Source organism: Olivibacter sp. CPCC 100613 (assembly GCF_036959255.1).
Taxonomy (GTDB): Bacteria; Bacteroidota; Bacteroidia; order Sphingobacteriales; family Sphingobacteriaceae; genus Olivibacter.
Genome location: NZ_JAWMTI010000011.1, coordinates 24,537 through 43,603, shown reverse-complemented (window position 1 = coordinate 43,603; position 19,067 = coordinate 24,537). Strand labels below are relative to the sequence as shown.

General features: G+C 42.9%; 25 protein-coding genes. All 25 read right to left on the bottom strand.

Going from position 1 to position 19,067, the window contains the following annotated elements:
* Positions 1-1,065, bottom strand: a complete 1,065-nt coding sequence (locus RYH73_RS23935; RefSeq protein ID WP_130858032.1) for an ArsO family NAD(P)H-dependent flavin-containing monooxygenase — start codon at positions 1,063-1,065, stop codon at positions 1-3.
* A 2-nt stretch (positions 1,066-1,067) separates the two neighbouring features.
* Positions 1,068-2,144, bottom strand: a complete 1,077-nt coding sequence (arsB, locus tag RYH73_RS23930) for an ACR3 family arsenite efflux transporter (protein ID WP_130858033.1) — start codon at positions 2,142-2,144, stop codon at positions 1,068-1,070.
* Positions 2,131-2,568 carry an arsenate reductase ArsC gene (locus RYH73_RS23925; protein WP_130858034.1) on the bottom strand — a complete coding sequence of 146 codons (438 nt, stop codon included), beginning with the start codon at positions 2,566-2,568 and terminating at the stop codon, positions 2,131-2,133. The genes arsB and RYH73_RS23925 overlap by 14 nt, the downstream gene beginning before the upstream one ends.
* 18 nt (positions 2,569-2,586) lie before the next feature.
* Entirely contained in the window at positions 2,587-3,078 is a 492-nt protein-coding gene (locus RYH73_RS23920; protein WP_130858035.1) for a GNAT family N-acetyltransferase, read from the bottom strand.
* Positions 3,079-3,094: 16 nt separating this feature from the next.
* Positions 3,095-3,640 (bottom strand): DUF6428 family protein, encoded by a 546-nt coding sequence (locus tag RYH73_RS23915; protein ID WP_335315985.1) that lies wholly within the window; start codon positions 3,638-3,640, stop codon positions 3,095-3,097.
* A 56-nt stretch (positions 3,641-3,696) separates the two neighbouring features.
* Positions 3,697-4,026, bottom strand: coding sequence for an ArsR/SmtB family transcription factor (locus RYH73_RS23910; protein ID WP_130858037.1), 330 nt, complete (start codon positions 4,024-4,026; stop codon positions 3,697-3,699).
* 306 nt (positions 4,027-4,332) lie between these two features.
* Entirely contained in the window at positions 4,333-4,707 is a 375-nt protein-coding gene (locus RYH73_RS23905) for a hypothetical protein (RefSeq protein WP_130858038.1), read from the bottom strand.
* Between the two features lie 49 nt (positions 4,708-4,756).
* Positions 4,757-5,788 (bottom strand): DUF932 domain-containing protein, encoded by a 1,032-nt coding sequence (locus RYH73_RS23900; protein ID WP_149106261.1) that lies wholly within the window; start codon positions 5,786-5,788, stop codon positions 4,757-4,759.
* Positions 5,766-5,948, bottom strand: a complete 183-nt coding sequence (locus RYH73_RS23895; protein WP_130858245.1) for a hypothetical protein — start codon at positions 5,946-5,948, stop codon at positions 5,766-5,768. The genes RYH73_RS23900 and RYH73_RS23895 overlap by 23 nt, the downstream gene beginning before the upstream one ends.
* Before the next feature lie 52 nt (positions 5,949-6,000).
* A complete protein-coding gene (locus tag RYH73_RS23890; protein WP_130858246.1) occupies positions 6,001-6,513 on the bottom strand; it encodes a hypothetical protein in 513 nt (170 codons plus the stop codon).
* A gap of 534 nt (positions 6,514-7,047) precedes the next feature.
* Entirely contained in the window at positions 7,048-7,503 is a 456-nt protein-coding gene (locus RYH73_RS23885) for a hypothetical protein (protein ID WP_130858247.1), read from the bottom strand.
* Between the two features lie 130 nt (positions 7,504-7,633).
* A complete protein-coding gene (locus RYH73_RS23880) occupies positions 7,634-7,810 on the bottom strand; it encodes a hypothetical protein (protein ID WP_013663556.1) in 177 nt (58 codons plus the stop codon).
* A gap of 146 nt (positions 7,811-7,956) precedes the next feature.
* Positions 7,957-8,940, bottom strand: a complete 984-nt coding sequence (locus RYH73_RS23875; RefSeq protein WP_130858248.1) for a hypothetical protein — start codon at positions 8,938-8,940, stop codon at positions 7,957-7,959.
* Between the two features lie 83 nt (positions 8,941-9,023).
* Positions 9,024-10,109, bottom strand: a complete 1,086-nt coding sequence (gene traM, locus RYH73_RS23870) for a conjugative transposon protein TraM (protein ID WP_165447078.1) — start codon at positions 10,107-10,109, stop codon at positions 9,024-9,026.
* 26 nt (positions 10,110-10,135) lie between these two features.
* On the bottom strand, positions 10,136-10,363 hold the full coding sequence (locus RYH73_RS23865) for a hypothetical protein (protein ID WP_041387017.1): 228 nt from the start codon (positions 10,361-10,363) through the stop codon (positions 10,136-10,138).
* Entirely contained in the window at positions 10,360-10,971 is a 612-nt protein-coding gene (gene traK, locus RYH73_RS23860; RefSeq protein ID WP_013663559.1) for a conjugative transposon protein TraK, read from the bottom strand. The genes RYH73_RS23865 and traK overlap by 4 nt, the downstream gene beginning before the upstream one ends.
* A 20-nt stretch (positions 10,972-10,991) precedes the next feature.
* Positions 10,992-12,203: a conjugative transposon protein TraJ gene (traJ, locus tag RYH73_RS23855; RefSeq protein ID WP_130858250.1), complete on the bottom strand. Its 1,212-nt coding sequence runs from the start codon at positions 12,201-12,203 to the stop codon at positions 10,992-10,994.
* On the bottom strand, positions 12,200-12,862 hold the full coding sequence (locus RYH73_RS23850) for a TerB family tellurite resistance protein (RefSeq protein WP_130858251.1): 663 nt from the start codon (positions 12,860-12,862) through the stop codon (positions 12,200-12,202). Before RYH73_RS23850 ends, traJ begins: the two co-directional genes overlap by 4 nt.
* Positions 12,846-13,532, bottom strand: a complete 687-nt coding sequence (locus RYH73_RS23845; protein WP_130858252.1) for a hypothetical protein — start codon at positions 13,530-13,532, stop codon at positions 12,846-12,848. Before RYH73_RS23845 ends, RYH73_RS23850 begins: the two co-directional genes overlap by 17 nt.
* The gene (locus RYH73_RS23840) at positions 13,516-14,199 is read right to left on the bottom strand and encodes a conjugal transfer protein TraI (RefSeq protein ID WP_242627395.1); all 684 of its coding nucleotides are present in this window, start codon (positions 14,197-14,199) and stop codon (positions 13,516-13,518) included. Before RYH73_RS23840 ends, RYH73_RS23845 begins: the two co-directional genes overlap by 17 nt.
* A gap of 53 nt (positions 14,200-14,252) precedes the next feature.
* Positions 14,253-16,706 (bottom strand): TraG family conjugative transposon ATPase, encoded by a 2,454-nt coding sequence (locus tag RYH73_RS23835; RefSeq protein WP_130858254.1) that lies wholly within the window; start codon positions 16,704-16,706, stop codon positions 14,253-14,255.
* Between the two features lie 9 nt (positions 16,707-16,715).
* Positions 16,716-17,057, bottom strand: a complete 342-nt coding sequence (locus RYH73_RS23830; protein WP_130858255.1) for a DUF4133 domain-containing protein — start codon at positions 17,055-17,057, stop codon at positions 16,716-16,718.
* Between the two features lie 12 nt (positions 17,058-17,069).
* Positions 17,070-17,408: a DUF4134 domain-containing protein gene (locus RYH73_RS23825; RefSeq protein ID WP_130858256.1), complete on the bottom strand. Its 339-nt coding sequence runs from the start codon at positions 17,406-17,408 to the stop codon at positions 17,070-17,072.
* 32 nt (positions 17,409-17,440) lie between these two features.
* Positions 17,441-17,965, bottom strand: a complete 525-nt coding sequence (locus RYH73_RS23820; RefSeq protein ID WP_130858257.1) for a hypothetical protein — start codon at positions 17,963-17,965, stop codon at positions 17,441-17,443.
* Between the two features lie 134 nt (positions 17,966-18,099).
* Complete coding sequence (locus RYH73_RS23815) at positions 18,100-18,963, bottom strand: RteC domain-containing protein (RefSeq protein ID WP_130858258.1); 864 nt, start codon at positions 18,961-18,963, stop codon at positions 18,100-18,102.
* Positions 18,964-19,067 lie beyond the last annotated feature (104 nt).

The following is a 19,067-nucleotide window of genomic DNA, read 5'->3' as shown; positions in this document are numbered from 1 at the left end:
TTAATGGTTTAGATATTCATTTAGTTCATTTACTGTGGCACGCGCAGATCTTCCTACTCCTATCAATGTGGCAGAGGCAAAGCCCGTCCAGTTTCCATAACCTACGAGCCATAGTCCGGCTACCTCCTTTGCACGTGTACCCTCGGTAACTACGCGCCCATCGACACCGGTTATCCCCAATTCATTCAGGTGTTTAGTGGCATACTTAAATCCGGTACACCAAACGATTATATCAAAGTCTTCCCTTTCGTTAGATTCCCAGATCACGCCAGTTTCCGTGAATGCAATAAAACGCCCCTTGCTGTGTAACACGTCCCGTTCGCGAGCCTCCACCACGGATGGGACCATCACGATATTTGCCAGGTCATATTGTTTCGTATCAAGAGGTTTACCTTCTTTCATGGCTTGATACTTGGCAGTAGCAACGTCAAATAACACCCGGCCGTCTACTTCATCGGGAAGAAATGTTGGTAGTGTTAGGGTAGACCAAACCGTATTCGCTACCTTCGAAATCTCGGCCAATAGCTGGGCACCGGAATTACCTCCGCCCACTACCAGCACTTTTTTACCCTGAAAGTCCTTTGCATTGGTATAATGTGCCGAATGGAGCTGCTTTCCTTTGAAGGAGCCAAGCCCCTCCAAGTTCGGAACAAAAGGGCTGCCCCAAGTACCTGTTCCAGAAATAAGCGCCTTGCAGAAATAAGCGCCATTTGATGTACTAAGTGTATACCCATTATCGATTTTTGCAACTTTCTTTACTTTAACGGGTCGCTCAGCAGGTATTTTATATTTCTCTTCGTAAGCCTTCAGGTAGGCAATCGCCTCGGCTCTTGAAGGGAACTTACCGGAAGATTCAGGCATCAACCAACCGGGTAGAGAGCTGAATGCAGCCGGTGAAAACAATGTAAGCGATTCCCACCCATGCTGCCATGCTCCTCCGGGCTCGTCCTGCTCATCGAGAAGAATATAGCTCAATCCGGTACGTCGCAAGAAATAAGCACAGGCAAGCGCACTTTGCCCACCTCCGATTATAATCACATCGTAGTTTTTATTTGATACGCCCATACTTAAGAAAGCACTGTTTTGGTATAATATTTCTTTCGGAACCAGAATGCGAGGTTCACAAGGGCGATCAGGGCGGGAACCTCTACCAAGGGACCAATAACCCCGGCAAAGGCTTGGCCTGAATTGATCCCGAACACACCTATCGCCACCGCAATTGCAAGCTCAAAATTGTTTCCAGTTGCTGTGAAGGCGATCGAAGCATTCTTTGAGTAGTCGGCTCCAAAACGTCTAGCAATTACGAAACTGAATATGAACATAAAGGCAAAATAGATTACCAGCGGTATGGCTATCCTTACTACATCCATGGGTATCTGTACGATCAAATCACCTTTTAAGCTAAACATAACTACAATGGTGAATAACAAGGCAATCAAGGTAATGGGTGATATAAAAGGAACATATTTTTCCTGAAACCATTTTTCACCTTTCAATGCAATGAGCACATATCGACTGATTACTCCCATCGCAAAAGGAATCCCCAGATAAATACCAACACTTTTGGCTATTTCACCGATGGTGATATTTACTTCAGCCCCTTCAACTCCGAATAAAGGAGGTAGTACCGTAATAAAAATATAGGCGAATACACTGTAGAACAATACCTGAAAAATACTATTGAGGGCTATGAGACCCGCTGCGTATTCGCGGTTTCCCTCGGCAAGCTCATTCCAAACCACCACCATAGCGATACAACGCGCCAAGCCGATCAGAATCAGGCCGATCATATATTCAGGGTAATCCCTTAAAAAGGTGATGGCCAAAAAGAACATCAGGAGCGGGCCTATTACCCAATTTAGTATAAGGGATACACTGAGCACTTTTACATCTTTGAATACTTTACCGAGGTTCTCGTATTTAACTTTTGCCAGCGGTGGGTACATCATCAATATGAGCCCAACGGCTAAAGGTATGTTGGTTGTACCACTTGAGTAAGAATTAATAAAGGAAGCGGTAGAAGGTATAAAATAGCCCATACCAACGCCGATAGCCATTGCAAGAAAGATCCACAAGGTTAGGTGACGGTCAAGGAAACTGAGTTTTTTGCGGCCGGTAGCCGGTGCACAATTATTTGCTGACATATCTTTCATCGTTTACATGTTCTTCAATAAAGTCTTTCATATAGGCTTTTACCAGATCTCTTACAGCCCTGAATTCATTAAGAACTTCTTCGGAAGTACCTACGGCTTTTGCAGGATCGGGAAAGTTATGATGGAACTTCTGCGCTTTGGTGGGAAAGTACGGGCAGCTTTCCCTGGCATTATCGCATACGGTAATGACATAGTCAAAATCGATATGGCTGTATTCATCCACGAGATTGGAGGTATGCCCGGAGATGTCAATACCATCCTCTTTCATCACTTGTACGGCCTTTGGATTGACACCATGGGTTTCAATACCCGCGCTGTATATTTCTGCCTTTCCCTGAGCGAAGTGCCTTAAATAACCTTCTGCCAGTTGACTCCGGCAGCTATTGCCGGTACATAATACCAATATCTTCTTCATTGTGCTTTTTTGTCTTATTTAATCAATTCCTATTGTCTTACTCCGGCGTTCCATTAATGTAGTGTCACGCCAAGTGTTTCCGTGCTTTCCAACCTTTTCCCGGTAACCTAGTTGCCGAAAGCCATGCTTTTCGTGCAGGCGGATGCTCGCTTCATTTTCCGGAAAAATGCCCGATTGAAGTGTCCAGAGGCCTTGTTTTTCGCTACTTTCTACGAGTGCGTTCATCAAAAAACTACCCACGCCTTTTCCGCGATAATCCTCATGTATATATACACTTACTTCCGCCACACCGGCATAAACACAACGACTTGAAACAGGCGATAGCGCCGCCCATCCTGCGATGTGCCCATCAATACTTGCTATAAAACGGGAATGCTTGAGATGCGATCCATCCCAATCCTCCCAACTCGGCGCTTCTGTTTGAAAAGTAGCTTGGCCTGTAGCTATCCCCTGTAGATAAATAGTTCTTACAGCTGGCCAGTCTGTGTCATTCATTGTTCTTAGTTCCATTAGTCGGTCTATAGTTTTAGCAGCATCCTGACCCCGGTGTACAACTTTGAACGGTCGCTAAATTGACCATCTCGCTTTTGCTTTCTTCTTCCTGAACCGGCGCACAGCACTCTTCGCCTTTATCATTGGTGCCGCAACTGCCTCCACGACCGATGGCTTTACATTGGGTAGCATCAGGGATAAGATTAACAATGAGGCTTTCACCTTCCAAAATCAACTCACCTGGGTACATTTGGCGGGTGTCAAATTCCGAATTACCAAATTCTATCTTGACAACCCCAGAAGGATTTAACGGAAGAGATTTTTCTACCAACGCTACAATCGACAGGGCTTTGCCTACCGTCATTGCTCTTTCTGAGTCGCCAGTTTGGGGTTCCCAAAGCTGCACAATTACTTCCGTCCAAGCATTCATCACGCCTCCACAGTCTACGGAGGTAATAGGAGCTTGTTTGATCTCTGTGATATGGTAAGAAGCATCTACCCATTTATCATCGGCATATTGAAACTGTAAGGTGGCTTCCTCATTTTTAGTCAGTTGGGCTTTGAACTCGCCCCAGTTCATTAGATCTTTCGTATTCATAATATTGCAATTTAACGATATATTAACATAAATTTTTTTTAACAACACTCGTTGCTAACGATGTAACCTTTTAAAAAAGTCCCGATGGTTTCTTTCAATAAGTTCCAATTTTCAGGATGGATGCAATAACATACACTAACTCCTTCAATAGTACCCTGTATTAATCCTGCTGTTTTAAGTTCTTTCAAATGCTGGGAAATGGTTGCCTGCGCCAAGCCGAGTTCTTCCACTAGATCTCCGTTGATGCATGTTTTTGAGGCCATGATGTATTGCAAAATAGCAATACGGGCGGGATGGGCCATCGCTTTCAATAGAACAGCTAGTTTATTCTGTTCGTCGGTAAATATTTCTGTTCTAGTTAAACCCATAATTAAAATTATTTATTGCAATGTTACGATAAACATTTGATAGCTTCAAATTCTTTGAAAAATATTATCGAAAAAATAACCTATAGTTATGACGAATCGATTTTCAAAATTAGGTTCTAGATTTTATCCAGTGATTGTTTTGACTAATCAAAACTAAATTGGGGGACTAAAAAGTTACTAAGAATACTAGACATTTGAATTGCGCAATGCTTAAAGAACATAAAAGGCACTTAAGGCGGGGCAAAAAAAGCCCCTTGATTTTCGATAAAAATCGAAGGGGACTAAAAATTGATATGTTCTAAGTTCTCAGGTATACAGCAAATCTACGGCCTTTTTAAATTTGTCATTGGTGCTCTTCTCATTAGCGTACCTCACCAAACATTCATTAAAAAAGATAGCGTTATGGTTAAAGCACAATTGTTCTGCAAAAACATGTCGGCTTTTGATCATATCGTATTTCAAACGTTTAATGAGTTTTTCCGTTTCCCCTGCAAGATGAAGCCAAAAACTAAATGTTATTATACTTTTGCTACTCCATTCGCTTTCGTAAACTGCTCTATTTTCAGATAACCTAACGCAAAAGGATGATGTATATTCCAAAAGAGGTGCTATTTCTTCGGGAAAAAGCTGATGTATCAATTTGGCTTTATCCGTGTTTGTTAATTCATCTATCGATTTCATAATAAAACCGCGCTCTTTGTACGGTTGCGCCTCCGTTTAAGTTAAAACATCAATTCAATGCAGCTGCGCCCACCTGTGCAAAGCCGTTGCAAAGATCAAAGGCCGTTTGTGTCTGCTGTTGGGAAATTCCACACATAAGGGACTTTAATTTGTTTTCTCCGCTACCGTAATCATGAACATTTTGCAGATAGCCTGTAACCGCATTATAACAGCCATACAGCGTCCCCCTTGTGGTTGGATCAGTCTGAGAAGGATTATTAAAAGCATATTCTAAAGCAACATCAATCTTTTTATTGAACTGGGTCGATAGTTCTTCTTCCCTGTTACTATAAATCTTGTCCAGTGCTTCTTTATTGGAAGCTAAGGCCAGCTGTATTAAGCGTTTGACATTGGTATCAGTTATGCGAATTTTTGACCAGTGGTTGAAAATTTCCTGAAGCTCACAACCAACTGTATGGCTGATCCCTAACAGCTTATGCGCTTTTTTTAGCTTTTCATGTGCACTGACTGTATGCCGTATTTTAACTATCCTTTCTGTTGCCCGAAGGGCAGCATTAAGACTATTATTGCAAACGATCCTGATCGGTGTAAATGCAGCCGTAATACTATTTGTCCCGTCATGCGCAGTGGTAAGGAAAATATATTGATCTATCAGATCATCACGGCCAACCCTGATAAAGTCAGGCAATTTAGCTGTGATAAATATGCGTTCTCCCTTTCCCAATACACCGGCCGTTTCATACAGAATCCCATTTTTTGCCCCGACAATGCTATCAAAAAATTCGAATGCGAAAACGTTCTGTACAACTTCATAATCTTTGCCGACGTTCTCGCCTAAAACTTCCTCGTTATCGGTTCGATAGGTAAAAAAACTGTTTTCCGAAAACTGTTCTTTTCCGCTCGGGAAAACCTGCTTATTGGGTGATTTTGCAACTTCATAATTAAGCCCCGCATATTTTATGGCTTCCTCGCTTGTGGGGTAATCCTGCAATATTGTACCTAGGCCATGCCAGGGGATTTCCTTCACACTGAAAAAAGAATGTTCTCCCATTTCTGAATTATAATTTATATTGTGTGCCATTTCCTCTAATTTTTATTTTACGGTTTTCGGTCATTGTTGCATGCTCACAGATAAAAGCCGTTAACTGAACCTGAAACTCTCTAGGGTTTTCTTCTCTGAATACTTCGCCGTAACCTTCCCAATAAAGCCCGTCCAAATACTCTAAAAATGCTGTTTCCATAACATGGGTAATTAATTTGCCCCTCGCCGTAAATGACAAGGGGCATCCATAACTAAGCAGGTAGTTGAATTTCACCTTCAATCTCGGCTAATCTATCCATACAAAGCGTGTTGATGTATTCGGCTACCTTTTTGATGATGTAAGGGTTTTTAGTGATAAACTCTCTCCGCTTATCGTCCCCGATCGATAGTACGCAGCCCTGAAAATGGTTGCTATCGGTTTCTTCCGCATCGTCTTTCTGCGCTACTTCAAAAGCATTAAGTGTATCAATAGTATCGATCAGCTTATCCCGTTGGATTTTTCGACGGTGCAATTCTTCCACAAGCTTCAAGGTGCTTTCTAAGTTCAGTGCAAGTTTTTCCAGTTTTGGAGCTGTTTCTGCCGCTTTCGGCTCTTTTTGTTCAGCTATTGAAGAAGCTTCTTTTTTTGTATCTATAGTCTTATCCTGCTGTTTTTCCTGAGGCAAAGAAGGTTTTACATTGTCCTGTGGTTTAACTCCATTTTGCACACTGTTCTTTACAATATTCTCCAAATTGCTTTTGCTATTTATTTCTATAGTTTTCATAATTTCTATTTTTTGATGTCAATAATTCTGTTTGTGTAATTTCTTTTCTGGAGCAGAGCGAGCGGAAAGCCGCTTCGTTCTGCTGCTGCCTGTCATCAATGGCGGGCTTCTGCCTTTAATTTTTTTCATAGCGCCTAACTTTTAAGTCCTTCGGGCGCAGGGGCCCTCCGGCAATTGTTAAGCAGCCTCACCTTAATAGAATCCCCATCCGTGCAAGGCTTTGCCGAAAAAAATACGCTCGCGAGGAACGAGCGAGGAAGATTTTTTTCGAGCAAACCAACGGGCAGGCTTGCTCGGGTGGGGATTGTTTAATTTTTTTGCTAACGAATCGCCGGGGGTACGCAATCACTAAGCGTTTTATGGGTTAAAGGAATATTAAACAAAGGGTTTGACCTAAACAGAAAGCAACTGGCGGCCGAGGAACGAGGCTCCCTGTTGCAAAAAAAAGAGGATAGCGGCTTCAAGGCACGAAGAAGCGGCTATCCTCTTGCATTTTACAGAAGTTTATATAAAAAAGTTGATGGTACTATATTCTCAATCGCTGACTTTTGTATAGATCAGTGTTTCACCATCATCTCTTGGCCATTCCATTATTGCTTTATCAAGATTAAATTTGAGAATTTTCACACCTCCTCTTAGCTGACCTACGATACGCAGCGTGGTATCACTGGTCTGAAAATCCGCAACCAATATAGATCCCGGCTTTCCCTTATTCCACACCCCGGCAACTTTATTCATAGGACGTTTGGGGTCATCCTTTTTTGCATTGCTCCAATGGGCTATTACCTGAACATCAAATTTCCCTTCATCTGCTGATTTGATTTCCACCGTATCTTTGTAATAGTCAAAGATGGATTCACTTTGAGATGCATATTTACCAATTAGCTGATCTTGTAAATTTGATTCCCCCTTCTTTGGTGATGAACAGGAAAACGTAAAAGATGAAACAGATAGCAAAACGATCCATCTAACTTTTTTGTATACTTTCATAATCAGGAGTTTAGACTACAAATCAAACATAAGTATTAAACAAGAAGATAAGAAAGTATTATTCGAAACAGGGTATGTTAGCATACAAAAAAAGCCACTATGGTGTGGCTTTTCTTCTTAACTAAGAAACCTACTTGGCGTTCTTCTTTGCAGTAACTTCGTTGCGTATTTCCTGCGCCAACGCTTTTGTTTTCTGGAGCGCGTTCCGTAGACGCGTACCTGCTGCTTTGTTTCCTTTCTCATAAAATGCCTGTGCATCTTTTTCAGCAGATGCGATCAGTTCTTTCAGTGTTGCAAATTTTTCCATGATACAGATTGTTTTTAAGATTGAGATATAGAGCTCGTTTTGAAAAGCCCCCAAATCTTTGTGATTATAATTGTGTTAATACCGAACAATAGGCTTGGCCGGTAACCAAATCTATTGTTCAAAACCCTAAAATACGGCAAATCACTTTACCGGGCAATACCTGCCGCTCTTTCCTGCTTATTTTCCCTGGATACTTTATTCTGTTGTTCGGCTTTTATTCCCGGCTTTAAAAATTCTTCCCGTTTTTCAGGTTTACCATTTTCAAGGAAGAAATTGGCTTTACGAAACCTTACCGAGGCTTCTACATAAACATTAACCGTTTCTCCACTGGCTTTCTCCGCTTTTACAAGCTCCCTATTTCCGTTCATGATTCCTGTAAAAATCTTTTCCGCCCTTTCTGGATTTTCAAGATCTTTGATATTAAATGATTTGAGTGATTCTTTAAGATCAAAACCATAACTCGGATCGTGGAATATCCTTGTCGTCAGGTTATTGTACCTGTCACGGGGCTTGTCAGTATTCAGCATCACCCACGCTTTATAAACCATACCCTGTATATTCAACAGATCATCCCGGTACACGGCACGTCCCTGCACCAGATTTCCTGCCTGTTCCTTATTGAATCCTTTTCCTTCTTCTACGTAAAATGTCTGTGGTATGGGATTGGCATAATAGGCAGATTGGAAAGTTTTTGCTACAAAATTGACCTTTCCATTCTCCATGTTGGCAACCATACTTTTATGGGCAGGGTCTTTTCCGATAGCAAGTTCGGCGTTTCCTTCCTGCTTTTTGAACAGTTCAATAGCTTCATTAACGTTATCAAGCTTCTTGACTATGTTTTTGCCATCTTCGCCTTTGAGGATAACCATATATTTCTGACCGATCTCCAGTGGGTCGACCTTATTGTGTACGGCGTCAAATTTGTTGAAATAATAGAAATCCGATTGGCTGGATTTTTTGTAATGCAGCGTAAAATCAATCTGTCCTTTTGCCGTTGCAGGCATACTGTCATATGCTTTAAATTCGGGAACACCCAATTTGATATTTTCTTCAATCTGTGCAATGGTTTTTGGGCTAAAACCAAGGTTTTTAGCTTCGTCGATTCTATCTTCTAAATTGTTCAGATTCATAACATTTAATTTTTAATTTACGGATATTGTTAAATATGAAATGGTTGTTTTCTTCTCCTTTTAGGAGGGCGGGCTCTTCCAACCTATCTAGTGTTTTTTAAATCATTGTTCTTTAAGAGTACAGACTCCCCGGCTTTTACCTTAACCTTTATTTTGCGAACTTTTTTGCTGATTATGTTTTTAGCGGCCTCCATACCGGCACCCGCTACCTGCGTGGCAATGGAGCCATCTAGCCCGTACATACCAATTCCACGCACCAGATTGTCCGTCCCAAGATTTGCGGCTTCCGTGATGACCGCTTCGGGAGCGTAAAGACCCTCCATTCCATCGAGACTATAAACGCTTAGGTTTACGGGGATAATCGATGTTCCCAAACGGATATTGCGGATATTTAGCATAATCCGTTGATTCGCTATCCGGCAGGTAGCGAACAGATAAAAGCCTTTGGGAATATGATGGCCCTTGATGACCATACTATCCTGCAACTGAAGCCTTACCGTAGCTCCCTGTACTACTTTTTGTTTATTGGTAATGATCGCCGGTATTGCCCTGAAAAGGCTATCCTCGGCTGCAATCATCTCTTTTTCGCTTTGGAGCTTTTCTTTGACCCGGTCCGGGTGCTGAATATCCAGAATCGTCTGGAGTAGTCCATTGAGCTGCTCCACCTCTCTATCATCAGAGCTGTCTGCATGCATGCTTTTCATCAAAGATTCCAGCCGATCTACTTCGCTGTTCATCTCTGATTTGGGTCTTGGTTCCACCATTGGATTTTCAGCTACAACCGCAAAAGGAAATTTTTTCTGTTTTTCTTGTGGCCTGCTGATTTCCTGCCGGATTGCTTTTAGCTTTTCATCAATTTCCTCGGCTTTTGGATTTTCCTCTGGCGAGAAACCCAGCCTGTTTATGACATTTTCAATACCCTCCTGCTTTTTTTCCTCATCCCTCGTCGCCTGCCGGTAAAAATCCATCTTATCACGGGGTTGATTTTTTTGCCTGAATGCAGCATTAGGTAATTCCGTATTGATGCCTTTTTTTTCGATTTGAGCATCGTCCTTTGTTCCCTTACCGCCCCCTAATGTATAAAATGCAAATACCAAAAAGGGCATTACGAGCAATGGCAAGAAAAGCCATATTTTACGGGTGTCTCTCTTTTTTTCCTGTTCTATCATGATATTGTTTTTTTTGATGATCAATTTCAATTCAGTGCCCGGACCAACAGGTAAATACAGTAAGCTCCAATAGAGAGAAAGCATAAGAGGAAAGCGGATAGCAAAACCCATCGGGGTAAGCCACTGGCCTTTTTATTCAAAAAGGAAGCAAACCGTTGTTGTCCCTTAACGATTTTCATCGCTATCCGGTAAGCCGTTTCATCCTGTTCATGTTGCTGCTGCTTCCTATCCTGTTGTTTCCTGTAGAGTTTCATGGCAACTGGTTTTCGTTTTTGAGGACTTCCCAATGCTCTATCAGAAAGCCATGTGGGTTATTATCGGTCTGTTGCTTTAAGTCGCGTACTTTCCCTTTGGTGACCAGTCTCTTCAATGCCGTGCTGGTTGAGCGGGTGAGCTTTTGGGTAGCATAACAGATAAATGTGTAGGGATATTGGTCTATATCAAGCACGGTGCTGTCCACCTCAATTTCCTGTGAGATATTGGCCGAGATCAGGTTGTTGTAATAACCCGATTCCTTCAGGTTGTCATACTGCTTCTTGGCAGACTCGTCCGCGAGATAAAATGCCTTTGAAACACTGGTCTCTATGGCTTTATCGTCCGGAATGAGGTTAAAAAAGTAATAGTGGAACGTTTTGATATGATCCCGTAGCTCAACAGGCAGGTTACCTTGCCTATGTGTTGCAAGGGCTTCCATCACCTTCCCGTTATATAGAATATAAATCCGTTGCTGAGCTGCTTCTACCATCTGATAGCTTTTGTAGGCACAGAAACAGACTGTCAGAACATTGGCCAATATCAGGGCGATACTGAACCTTTTTATATGCCTGAAGGCCGTATCAATATTTCTGAACTGTGTAAACATAGGCTTGTCTTTAATTTGAATTATTTACCGGAAAGCTTGTCATAGAGGTAGGCTCCTCCTTTTCCCATTGTACCTGATGCACCATATGAGCCCGAACCTTCCTGCTGCCCGGAATATTGTTTTCCGGCCTGTAAGATGTTGGAACCTCCCTGCATTACACCAGCAGCCCCACCTGTCGCCAAACCTCCCGCGGCCATGGCCGAAGTGGTTACGATACTGGTTACTTTCTGCAACATCGCATTGGCTCCTCCTGCCTGCACCACGTAGTTAGCTACATTGGGAACAGTGAAATACCCTACAATTCCGATCAGCATAAATATCAGGTAAGCGGTATCATAGGTACTGAAAAAGGTGTCACCTGACTGGCCGATCTGTCCGATATCTATTTTGAGCATATTCTCCTGAATTTTGCCAAGTATACTTCCGAATATGTTACTGATGGGAAGCCATAAAAAGACGTTGATATACCGGGCAAGCCATTGGACAAGCGATTGCTGGAAACCATCAAAGACCGCTATACCAAGCACAAAGGGCCCTAGTATGGAGAGCACGATCAAGAAAAATGTCCGGATCGTATTGATGCACAGAGAAGCAGCTGCGAAAACAACCTGCAAAACCTCACTCATCCATTGCTTTACCGAATTGCGGAAATTGTAAGATTGTTTCTCCATCCAGAACTGCATATCGTGGCCCAGTCCTTCCAAAAGTCCCTCGCCGGAGCCGTTCTCGTTTTCGGGATACTTGTATTTATACCATTCGGAACGATCGCCGTTACCGTCTTCTCCGACATAAATATTATACAGATCGGATTTTTTTACTGCCGCCTCTTTTTGTTTCAGGAGTGCTATTATTGCATCATTACTGTCTCTGACCATTGCCCCAGTGGCAAGCACAGTCGGTTGCAGTACACCGTTCATCAGATCGATAACCGCGGGAAAAAACATAATGGCAAGACCAAGACCGAATGGACGCAAAAGCGGATAAAAATCGATGGATTCAGCGGCCGCAATCTGGCGCCATACACGACTGGCGGTATACCAGAGGGCGCCAAAACCAGCTATGGCACGCGCAACGTCGATGAGTTTTCCGCTTAACGGCTGCATGTCGTCCCGCACACTGTCCAGTACGGGCTGCATGCCGCCCAAGGTCTGGGCAATATCCGCGCGACTGGCAAGCGGGAAGACAAGTGCGACAACCGCCAACAGGACGGCCGCAAGTTTAATTTTTTTCATGGGTTTTTACCGTTAAAAAATTGACTGATACCTTTGATATCATTTATTTCTCTTTTCCTCTGCGCCAGCAATACATTACCTGATTCATTGAATTTCCGGAGGAAAAGTAACTTATCCTGTATGTCGTTGTAAATACGGTCGATCTGCGCTAGACGCTCTTCATCGCTCATTCTCAATTGAGAGGAAGTGATCACCAGGAGAAGATCCTCCAGGTTGTCTTTGCTCTGGTTCAATAGCCTTCCGTACACATTAGCCATATATTCCAATTCTCCGGAGTTGAATATTGCCGAACTTCTGAAATGTGATAGTGCGGATCGATATTCCGAATTGATCCTACCTTGCAAGCTGATGATGTCGGCAATCCGTCCATATTTTTTCACTTCGGGACTGACCAGCATCAGGCCATCAAGAAAAACGGTATGCAGGGAAAAGTTGCCCTCTGCTATATTCCTGATCGTATTATAACCATTGCTGATTATATCATAACCCGTTTTCATATCCCTTAAAATGTTTTTGAACTGGCTCAACTTTTCTGCATTGAGGATCAATTGCTGTATTTCGGTAGACTGCCCAGATGACCGTAAGGGCAATGCCATTGTTAGGCAGTAAGCAGCTACCGCAAAGAGAAAATACCTGCCTTTTTCAATTAGCTGTTTCATACATATGGTGGATTTGATTCACGGACTTTAATTCTGATCTTATCTGTTCTTTTAAAACATTTACTTGTCCCGCGAAATGTTGGGCAAATGAGAACTTGTCACGCATAGACGTAAACACCTTATCTAACCGCTGCAAGCGCTGAGCTTCTGTCATTTCGATTTTACCGGGAGCAATAATCAGGAACAGTTCCTCCATATCCCTGCTACAATCCTCCGACAGCTTAGCGTGAATCTTTTCGATATAGGCCTTATGTGAAACTGAAAGGTCTCCATTGTCCCTTTCGAGCATATTAAACAGTTTGCTGATGGTAAGCTGGAAAGCGATGATTTCAGCCACTTTTATATGGTTTCTGATGAAGGGGCTTACAGTTTTTAATGAGCTGATAAAGGCATTATGGAGACTGAACTCCCCACCAGTAAAACCCTTTACCGTTTGCAGTCCTGAACGCGCAATATTATAACCATCTCTTACATAGCCCGAATAAAGCTGCAAGGCTGCAATCTGTGTCAACAGGTATTTTTTCTGCGTCTTTTTCTGTTTAAAAAACTCCGAGAATGTTTGGGCTTGGGCAATATTGTTCACAGAAGAAAGTGGCAATATTGCAATCCAGCACAATAATACGCTGAACAGCGCACTGTAAAATACCGATAGCTTATTCCTGTATCCCATAAATCTCTTTTAAGGTGACCACTTCATCCAATGAGGTTGCCCGCTGGATGCTCAGTTTAATGTTTTCGTGATTGAATTTTTTCAGGTCGGTAAGGTTCCGATCGATTTTATCGGCTGCACCGGCAATGATTTCCAGTCTGGCGGCATCCGACATCTGTGTTTTAAAGCTGTTCACCACTAATAAAAGCTCATCCGCATTTTTGACGCTTGCATCCAGTATCCCTGAATAAACTTTCTCCATAACGGAAATCTCTTCGGGCGAGAAATGTTTATCACGTTTAAAGAGATTCCATGCCCACTTATATTCATTGACCAGTTCAACCTGTTTTGCCGTGAGTTCTTTCAGGCGTTTGTAATAGGTAACAGCTGATTTGATTTCCCAAAGTTCCTGATAGTATTTACGGTAGAGTTCTTTCTGTTTTTCCGTCCAATCGGCAATTTCGGTGAGTTTCAGCTTGGAAAGCTGATTTTCCAATACTTTCTGGGCATTCTGTAGCCATATCGCTTCGTTCTGCAAGCGTTGTATCTTTAGATCTACCGCTTTGATGACCCTTTTTACGCCCGTGCGGATCACTTCCGCTAGGGCAATCTGTGCGCTGGCCCCTTTCGGTACACCTACAAACAACGTGGCGGCGCTAAGGGGAAGCATAATCATATACTTCTTCATAATCTTCCTGATTTTGTGCGTCAAATTTTTTATAGTTTTCATTAGCTTATTCATTATTGACCGAGTGTTTCTTTGACAAGCATCTCAATACCTTTCTGCATACTACCATATCGCAGGGCGTATTCCTGTACCTTTACCTTTTCACTGGCCTCCGTGGTATAGGTCCAATACTCTTTGGGTGATACTTCGGTACGGTAGACCTTGCTGTGTCCACCAAGGCTGATAAACACCTCCTTGTACGAGTGGTCGGGATCGTTAGCTTTGTTCATGGATAGCACCAGTGCTTTCTCCTTATCCGTAAGCCCCAGCAGTTCCTGTACCTGCTCAAACTTGTTGGCATATTTGGACTGATCGAGCAATATCTTCGTGTCAGAATTATTAATGATGGCATTTTTTACGATGGGCGAACTGATAATGTCCTCGATTTCCTGCGTCACTACGATAGGTTCACCAAAGAACTTGCGCATGGTTTTCCATAGGTAGCGCACATGTTCGGCCATACTATCTTTTGCAATTGCCTTCCATGCTTCTTCCAGCAGCACAACTTTCCTGATCTGCGGTATTTTCCGCATCTTTGATATAATCATTTCCATTATGACAAGGGTAATCACAGGAAAAAGCACGGGGTGGTCTTTCACTGCATCCAGTTCCATCACAATGAACCGTTGATGAAGTAAGTCCAGATTTTCATTGGCGTTCAACAGGTAATCAAACTCCCCACCCTTGTAGTAAGGATTGAGTACATAAAGAAAACTCCCCAGGTCAAAATCTTTTTCCTTTACCTGCGCTTCTTTAAGTACCGGCGAATATTCGGATAAGAGAAATTCGTAAAAGCTGTTGAATGAAGGAAAGATGTCGGGATTTTCGTCTAAGTAAGCGTAGTAAAAGGTTAGGGCATTGGATATCGCAACATACTCGGACCTTTTGTAAGGTTCGCTATCCTTTTTCCATAAGGATAACAGCAAGGTCTTAATGCTTTCTTTTTTTTCGGTGTCGAGCGAGCTACCTTCAGGCAGATAGAAAGGATTGAAACGTATGGGGTCATCATCCGAATAAGTAAAATAGTAACCGCCTACCAGATCGCACAATCCCTTATAGCTGTGGCCAATATCCACAATAATGATATGTGCACCCTGCTCATGGTAGCTCCGCATGAAATGGTTGGTCAGAAAACTTTTTCCCGAACCCGAAGGACCCAATATAAATTTTGCCCGATTGGTGATCCATCCCTGTTTCCAGGGCTCGTCCGAAATATCCACATGCACGGGTCGACCACTTATCCGGTCTCCAAGACGGATACCGAACGGACTGATGCTATCTTTATAGTTGGTTTCCAGATTGAAGAAACATGCAGCCTGCTCGGCAAAGCTGTCAAAAGTATCATTGATGGGAAAATCGGCCCCTGCTCCGGGCATTCCGGCGTACCATATCTGGGCCATGCCGTCTGTCTCCTGTTTGGCCGTGCAGTCCATTTGAGCAAGTGCCGAACTGACCTGATTTCTAAGTTCTGCATCTTCCGGTTTATCCGACCATACCAGCACGTTGAAATGCGCTTTAATAGGCAGCCGCTGCTCACCGATGGCCTCGTTCAGAAAGCCGTTGACTGCCTCCATTGCCAGGGCGTTTTCCCTGCTGTACATCGAAAGAGATTGTAGCCGGAGCTTTTTAGATTCCAGCGCCTTGATCGTTTTTTGCGGATCTTCGATCAGTATATATTGGTTGTAAATATGATTACAATTTAAGAGCTGCCCTAATGGACTTGCAAAACCAATACTGAACTTGGTCCGATCTGTACTGTATTTTTCATAGTTGATCCTGCTTCCGCACAGGGCAGGAAGGTTCTCGGTATCAGCAAGTGTATACAGCTGACAGTACCGGTCACCTATTTTCAAACCATTTTGCAGATTAATGTCACGTACTATCGACTGCTCGTTTTCTGTTAACAGAAAACAGTAACGTTCCATAATCCCTGCCTTTACCGACGTTCCCGCTAACTCATCATTTCTCAATCGCCTCGGCCTAATAAATCCGCTATCTGTTAATATCCGTTCGAATTGCCCCGCGCTGTCCAGAAAATGTTGGAAAAGGTTTTCGTCCACGGTTTGCGCCGGAACAATCGTCCTCCGTAAAAGATTGTTATAAGCGGATGTGGCAGGCTTGCGCCCATTTGGCTTTTTGGTCAGGAAAAGATAGCAGGAATGAGCCAGATAAGGTCGTTCATTAAAAAACTTTTCACTGCTACGGGCAAGGAAACCATCCTTTCCTTCGTAGTCTGCTTTATAGCTCGCCTGTGTGTGCCAATCCTGTTTATGTAGGACGGTATGGTTTTGCAGTACCTTGATTGCCTTGACAAAGGTGCTGTGATAAGCCGTATAATCCCGTTCCGATAAAGTGAAAATCTCGGGCAGGGTCAGTTCATAGGCTACCGTAATATCTCCCTGTCTGCTGAGTATACAGTCGTGCTCCACTTTGTAAATAGGAAATATGTTTGTTGCTTCGGCTATCATATCATTTTTTTATTTATGGTTAACGGAATGCGTGTGTGCATTTAAAGAAGTAAATAGACGGCGCGAGCGGAATCGTATGGTGTGGGGCAGCCTTCTCTTTGCCAGATATTTCATCAGGCCGTGCGTTCCGAAGCGGTGGCTTAAATGAAAAACCAATAAAAAATGTGCTGTGCCCAGCATCAGAATCAGGGGTAAAACGATCAACAGACTGGTATCCATGATATACAATAACGCAAAGAGAATCAGAAGAACAACCAGCCCTATTGCCAGATAGATAATATACTGCGCCTTGAGGCCTTTGAACACAATTGGCTGCGAAACACCTTTGTTGATGGAATAAATGCCGCTCATAGTCTGCTCTTTTTATACACCAAAAAATGATTTGAGAACAGTGGCCACAATGACCAGAAAGACGCAGCTTCCAAACCATGAAGCTGCCACTTTATTCGTGTCGGGTTCTCCAGCATTCCATTTATTGAAAACCTTGACAGCTCCTATAATGCCTACCACCGCACCGATGGCATACATCAGGTCAATTCCCGAATCAAAATACCCCTTCACCTTATCGGTTGCTGACTGGATACCGGCATCCCCGTCCTGCGCAAATAGTGGAATGGAAAGGAAAAACTGATAACTGAAAAAGATATATAAGGCGAAGAGTATCCTGGCAATAGCCTGTTTTTTATGATTGTTGCGATTCATATAAGGATGATTTTAAGTTTCTCTAAAAAATTTTATTCCCAGAAGTTTTCCAACTCTCTTTCCGAAAGGGGAAAAGGGGCATGCCGGGTAATAAATTCATTAAGGGATTGCTGGTTGGAATCGGTACGGATAGCCTTGAGGCGTGGTTTGAATCCATCCATCAGGATAAGGAAATCTTCTTTTGTCCCTTCCTCGTCTTTTAGGATCTGAAAAAGCTGTTTCATCTCTTCCAGCAGATCGGGAATGTTGCCGAGCATTTTTTCTTTGTGCTCTTCATCCCTTTTCCGGAAAGAGAATTCGTCCATGCCCATGACACTCATCCCTTCGGGAAGTTTCGTCTTACCCATCAGGTCATCGTCCACGCTTTCCGTTTGTTCTGTATCGAGGTCATTCTCCTTTGTTCCGCTGTGTGGTCTTTTTTCGGCACCGTGTTTTTTACCTGTCAACAACCTTTTTAATTCTTTTCTGAAAAGGAGCAGGATTACGCTGATATACCATAGGAATGTCAACAAGGTGGCGGCAAGTAAGAACTCCTGCCATGTGATATGTTTTAACATAATACTTTGCTTTCAGCTGCACTCCATTATGCAGCTTTTACGAAGCAAAGTTTGATAGACTACGTTTTTTTGCTTGACAACCTACTGGGTAGTACCCAAAAATAAACGCGTAAACACCTGAAGGACAATCTGATTTAAAATCGTCTATTTTGGATGTCCGGGCGATATGCATCTTCATCATCCAGCTTTTGGATTATAGCTTTACCCATTTCGTCAATATATTTGGTACGACTGAGCCTTTTGCGCTGCTTGATTTCGGCAAATCTTCTGTAAGGGCGTCCGATTTTTACATTGAAGAGAATTTCCAGCTTACGGACAATTTCACCTATTCCCGCGTGACCCTTGTTGATCTGTCCGGTACAGTACCATCCGTAGGCAGTTTCCAGCAAATTAATGCTTTCTCCGGTCCAAACCATGTCGTTCCCCGCTTCGATGTCGGTAACATTGTCCTTTCCATCTATCAGCTTCCGTAGATAGGTGGTCATACGCTCATTGGAAAGAATCTTACCGATGAGATAATCTGCCGGGGTGGAGAAACGTTCGTCGTAGTCAATCCGTACCGGACAGAGCCATGACGGTGGTTCTGTAGACGAACGCATAAACAGAAGGCGGTCGAGGTGGTCAGCTCCGGAACGATGATAGCTGTGAAGTTCACGGTTGTCGCGATAGAATTTCTCGATCCCTTTGAGGAGATAACGGTAATATTTCTTAAGTTGATCGGCCGTGCCTTCCGGTTTCGTCAATTCAATCCGTTGTCTGGCAGAATAATAAAGTACCTGACTTATAAACGTAGGCTTTTTAGTCTTAAAAAAAGCTATTTCTTCCTGTTCACTGCTAAAGGTATAGTTTACAGTCCTGTTTTTAAGTTCAACGAGATAAGAACGCGCAGTCAGCAATTTTTTGGCAATTTCCAGCTTATCTGTTATTTCTTCCTGTTCGATCATTGCCAGCTCATCTGAAAGTTGCCGGTAAAGATTATTGGCGATTTCGAGTATCATAAGCAAAAATTTTGGTGCGCTACAAATACTCAGGTTTTACGGATGGAAATAAAGTGGTGAAGGTGGTGTCGGAACAGCTACATGTGTAATATCAGAGCTTATTT